The following is a 5,236-nucleotide window of genomic DNA, read 5'->3' as shown; positions in this document are numbered from 1 at the left end:
GGCCGCGGCCGGCCGGCGGTTGCGGCGGCGCGCGCCCAGAGCGGGCACGGCGCGGCGGGTGTCCACGGCGGGGTAGTCGGGCAGCGCCGCCGCCAGGGCCGCCACCGTCGATCGCTCGAACAGGGCGCGGACGGGTACGTCGACCCCGGCGGCGTCCCGCAGCCGTACGGCCACCCGGGTCGCCAGCAGCGAGTGGCCGCCCAGCTGGAAGAAGTCGTGCTCGGCGCCGACACCGTCCACGCCAAGGACCTCCTCCCACACCCGGGCGACGGCCCGCTCCGCGTCGTTCCGCGGCGGGGTCGCCCCGGCCGCGGCGGTCCAGACCGGCACCGGGGGCAGCGCCCGCCGGTCGACCTTGCCGTTGGGGGTCCGGGGCAGCTCCGGGACCACGACGAACGCCTCGGGCACCATGTAGTCCGGCAGGGTGCGCAGCAGCGCGGCGCGCAGCGTCGCCTCCGCCGGGGCGGAGCCCGCAGCCGGCACCAGGTAGGCGGCGAGCCGGTGGGTGCCGTCCCCCTGTTCCAGCGCCACCACCGTCGCCGCGTGGACCGCCGGGTCGGCGAGCAGCGCCGCCTCGATCTCGCCCGGCTCGATGCGGTGGCCGCGGATCTTGACCTGGTGATCGGCCCGCCCGAGCAGCGCCGGCGTTCCGTCCGGCCGCCGTCTCGCCAGGTCGCCGGTGCGGTACAACCGGTCTCCGGAGCCGCCGAACGGGTCGGGTACGAACGCCGCCGCTGTCAGCTCCGGCCGACCGACGTAGCCCCAGCCGAGGCCGGTGCCGCCGATGTACACCTCCCCGGTGGCCCCCTCGGGCACCGGCTCCATCCGGTCGTCGAGCACGTGGACCACGGTGTTGTCCCGTGCCTGCCAGTCGGCCTGGCGGCCGAGGCGGTCGCGCCGCGCGGTCGTCGCCCACACCGTCGTCTCGGTCGGGCCGTACAGGTCCCACACCTGCGCCCCGTCGGCCGCCAGCCGGGCAGCGAGCTCCTCGTGGAGCGCCTCCCCGCCGCTGAGCACGGTCTGCGACGGAGCGGGCGTCCAGCCGGTGTCCGCCAGCATCCGCAACGTCACCGGTGTGGCCTGCACGACGCCCCTGCCGCACGACGCGATCAGCGCCGCCATCCGCTCCGGGTCACGGGCCTCCTCCCGGTCGGCCAGCGCGAGTCGAGCGCCGGTCAGCAGCGGCAGGCACAGCTCCAGCAGGGAGGGGTCGAACGAGACCGTGGTGATCCCCGCGAAGGTGTCACCCGGGCCGGAGGGGAGCCGTCGCGCCATCGCCACCAGGAAGTGCGTCAGCGCGCGGTGCGGGATCAGCGCACCCTTGGGCCGCCCGGTGGAGCCGGAGGTGTAGAAGACGTGGGCCAGATCGTCGGCGGAGGGCCCGCCCTCCGGCACCACGGGGTCGGCGCTTGCTGTCCGGGCGGCCTCGCCGGGCTCGTCCGGCAGCAACACCAACGGGTCCCCCGGGTGTGCGGTGGCGCCACTCGCGGGACGGCGCGTCCCGTCGTCGGCGACCGCTTCGGGACCGGCCGTCGTGGCGGTGGTGCCCGAGACCCGGTGGACGAGCCCGCGTTCGGTGATCACCACGCGGGCCCCGGAGTCCTCCCAGATATGGCGGAGCCGCGCGTCGGGCAGCGCCGGATCGAGCGGCAGGTAGGCGCCACCGGCCCGGTGCACCGCCAGCAGCGTGGTCGGCACGGCCGGGCCGCGCTCCAGCAGCACCCCGACCGCGATGCCCGGCCCCACCCCCGACTCCCGCAGCCGGTTCGCCAACCGGGCCGAAGAGGCGTCGAGCTCGGCGTAGCTGATGTCGTGCCCGGCGCAGGTCACCGCCACCGCGTCCGGCGTGGCGGCGGCCTGCTCCGCGAACAGCTCGGTCCACACCACGTCCCGTACGCCACGCGCGGTGTCGTTGTGCAGGGCGAGCAGCCGGCGCCGCTCACCCCCCGGCAGGGGAGGCACCAGGGCCGCCCTGTCGGCGACGGCCTCCTCCGGGGCCGCCACCAGCAGGGAGAGCAACTGCGCGAAGGCCGCGCCGATCTGTCGGGCCGTGTCGGCAGTGAACAGCGATGTCGCGTACTGGAGTCGGCCCGCCACGGTTCCGTCGGGCAGATTCAACAGGTCGAGCGCGACGTCGAACGGCCCGCCGCCCGCGGGAGTGGAGACCATCTCCACATCCAGACCGGGCAGCCGCTCCACCGGTTCGTCGAGGGTGATCAGCTGGAACGACACCTGTGCCAACGGGTTGCGGGACGGGTCCCGGGGCGGGGCCACCTCCGTGACGACGCGCTCGAACGGTGTCCGGGTGCGCGAGAAGGCCGCCAGCGCGTCGGCCCGGACCAGCCGCAGCAGCTCGGAGAAGGTTCGGGCCTCCCCGAGATCCGTGCGAAGCACCAGGGTGTTCACGAAGAGACCGATGGCGCCCGCGAGTTCGGGCCCGTCGCGCCCGCTGACCGGGACACCGACCGCGATGTCCCGCTGCCCGGAGAGTCGGCCGAGCGTTGCCTGGAACGCGGCCAGCAGTACCATGAACCGCGTCGCCCGATGGGCCCGTGCCAGCGCGTCGACCGTCCCGACCAGGGGCGCGTCGAGGGTGAACCGGGCGATGTCCGCCCGGCCGTCCCACAGCGCGGGTCGCGGCAGGTCGGTCGGCAGCCGAAGCGGCTCCAGGCCGGTCAACCGGTCGCGCCAGTAGGCCAGATGGCGAGCCGCGCGAGGGCCGTCGAGCCGTTCTGTCTCCGTGCGGGCCACCTCCGCGTACTGCGTCGGCCGGGAGAAGGGCTCGGCCGGCGTGCCTCCCGTCCGCTCCCGGTAACCCGCCGCAAGCTCTGCGGAGAGGACCGACCACGAGGCGAAGTCGAAGGCGATGTGGTGCACGCTGACCACCACGAGGTGCTCGTCCTCGCGCAGCCGCGCGAGAACCACTCGGATCGGCGGCCCCTCCTCCAGCGGCAGCGGTGTCGCGAGTTCCTCGGACAGCAGGCGCTCCACCGCCCGGTCCGCGTCCTCGTCCCGCGGCTCCGGCCGCCGCACCGGAACGGTCACGCGTTCCGCGACGCGCGCGACGGGCTCGCCGTCGATGGCGGTGTACCGGGTGCGCAGCACCTCGTGCCGCGCCACCACTGCCTCCAGCGACCCCAGCAGCGCGGCTTCGTCCAGCTCCCCCCGGACCCGCAGGGCGAGCGGCAGCAGGTCGCTGTGCCCGCCCGCCCCCAGCCGGTCCAGGAACCACAGTCGACGCTGCGCGAACGACATGGGTCGCTCCTGCTCGGTCGGGTCCGGCCGGTGTCCGGCGCCGTCGGCGGCGTGCCCCGTGCCGCTCGCCCGGTTGCTCGTCCCTGCGTGGGCCTCACCGCTGTCCACCAGTCACCTCCACGGAGCGGACCGGCCCGCGGCTGGCGGCGGGCTCAGAGCGAGTCTGCGGATTCGGCTGCAGGGCCGTTAGAGAACTTCCGGCAGCCGCGGCGGTGGTGTGCGCTGCCCTTCACTCCCTTGCCCCGCTTCCGTGCCGGGGCGGGACGGGGAGGGGGAGGTGATCCTGGCTGGTGGGGCCGGGTACGGGCCGAACGCGGCGCCGTCCACCGCTGCTCGAAGGAAGCGCGTGCTTCCCTCCCGGCCCGCGCCTCGGCCGGGGCGAGGCGTCGTTGAGCGGTGCGTTGCCGCCGAGCGTGAGCGGGTGGCCGGGCGACCGACACGACCGTGCAGCTGCGACCGTCCGGCGGCAGCCCGGCTGCGGTCCTGCTCCCGGGGGAACAGCGGCCGGGGCGCCGCCTCGTCGGTGCGGCGCGCATCCCCGCCCCGAACTCCGAGTCGGAAGCCTGCGCGGACCGGGCGTCGCCTCCCGTCCGGGAGGAGGGAGGACAGCCGGCGAACAGGCCGGTGGCCAGGCTGCCGAGCAGCATCGGTCGATCGGCCGCGCCCCTTCGTCCCGCCCCGGCCCCGCCGGCCGGCCCGCTTGCCCGCGCCCGGGTCGGGGGATCGCCGTCGCCACCTGTCGTCACACTGGGTGTGTCCTGTGCCACGGTTGGCGTATCGTGTTGGACAAGAGGCGTTCGGTGCAGCACGGTTGAAAGGCTCAGACCAGAAGGCCGAAGCCGTCCACCGGCGTTGGCCGTGGCGGCTCCGGCCGCCCGCCCGGCGGAGGTGGACCCGGCAGGTGTTGGACCAGGTGGTCTTCTGCACCGACGACTACCCGGTCGAGGACCGGGTCGAGGCCTGGCGTGACTGCATGTCCCGCACGATGGCCCCCATACAGGTCGCACCCGCCGGGCCCGAGGAGATCCGGGTCCTGCAACGGGTCGTGCCGCTGGGCGGCGCCACTGTCTGGCCGGCCGAGACCACCTCGTGCACCTACCGCAGGTCGCGCAAGCAGATCCGGCAGGCCGACCCCGAGCTCGTGCACCTGACGTTGATGGCGCCGTCCTGCGGTCCGCTCCTCACTCGGCACGCCGGCGTCGACGCCGACCACGCGCCCGGCGGCCTCTACATGCTGGACTCGTCGCTGCCGATCGATGTGGCCTCGCGTCCCGGGGACCGTGTCGTGGGCGTCGGCGTCGAGGTGCCGCGGGCCGCGCTGCCCTCACCCGGCCGGTCCGGCCTGACGCCGCTGCTCGGGCGTCCGCTCTCCGGCCGGTCGGGGTTCGGAGCGCTTCTCGCCCACTTCCTCACCTCCATCGCCGACGACCCCTCGTCGTACCGCCACTCCGACGCGCCACGACTCGCGACCGTGCTGACCGACCTGGTCGCCGGCCTCATCGCCGCCGAGCTGGACGCCCACGCCCACACGCCGCCCGAGACGCGCGACCGCAACCTCCGGTTGGAGGTGCGCGCCTACATCGAACGCACCCTGCACGACCCGCGGCTCGGCCCGGCGGAGGTCGCCGCCCACCACCATCTCTCCCTCCGTCAGCTCCACCGCCTCTTCGAGGGCGAGGACCTCACCGTCGCCGGGCACATCCGCCACTCCCGGCTGGAGCGCGCGCGGCGGGCGCTGGCCGACGCCGCCCCGCAGCCGCCCTCCGTCAGCACCGTCGCCGCACGCAGCGGCTTCACCAGCACGGCTCACTTCAGCAGGGCGTTCCGCGCCGCGTTCGGCAGCAGCCCCACCGAGTACCGGCGTGCCTTCCGTGAGCGCGGCACGGAACCGGCCGGGCGGCAGGCCCGTGACGGTGCGGACCGACCCCGGGCGGCTGCGTTCGACACCTCGGGCGCGGCGAGCGACCGCGCGGTCGCTCGC

Annotated in this window: 2 protein-coding genes; one reads left to right on the top strand and one right to left on the bottom strand. The window is 75.4% G+C overall.

Going from position 1 to position 5,236, the window contains the following annotated elements:
* Positions 1–3,363: non-ribosomal peptide synthetase (locus HCN52_RS21630; protein ID WP_312876823.1), on the bottom strand; the 3,363-nt coding region annotated here is incomplete at its 3' end.
* A 793-nt stretch (positions 3,364–4,156) separates the two neighbouring features.
* Between HCN52_RS21630 and HCN52_RS21625 the strand changes: the two genes are divergently transcribed.
* On the top strand, positions 4,157–5,236 hold a 1,080-nt coding region (locus tag HCN52_RS21625; protein ID WP_168090121.1), incomplete at its 3' end, for a helix-turn-helix domain-containing protein.

This window comes from Streptomyces bohaiensis (assembly GCF_012033785.1).
In the GTDB taxonomy this organism is placed as follows: Bacteria; Actinomycetota; Actinomycetes; order Streptomycetales; family Streptomycetaceae; genus Streptomyces; species Streptomyces bohaiensis.
This window is presented reverse-complemented; position numbering and strand designations above follow the sequence as displayed.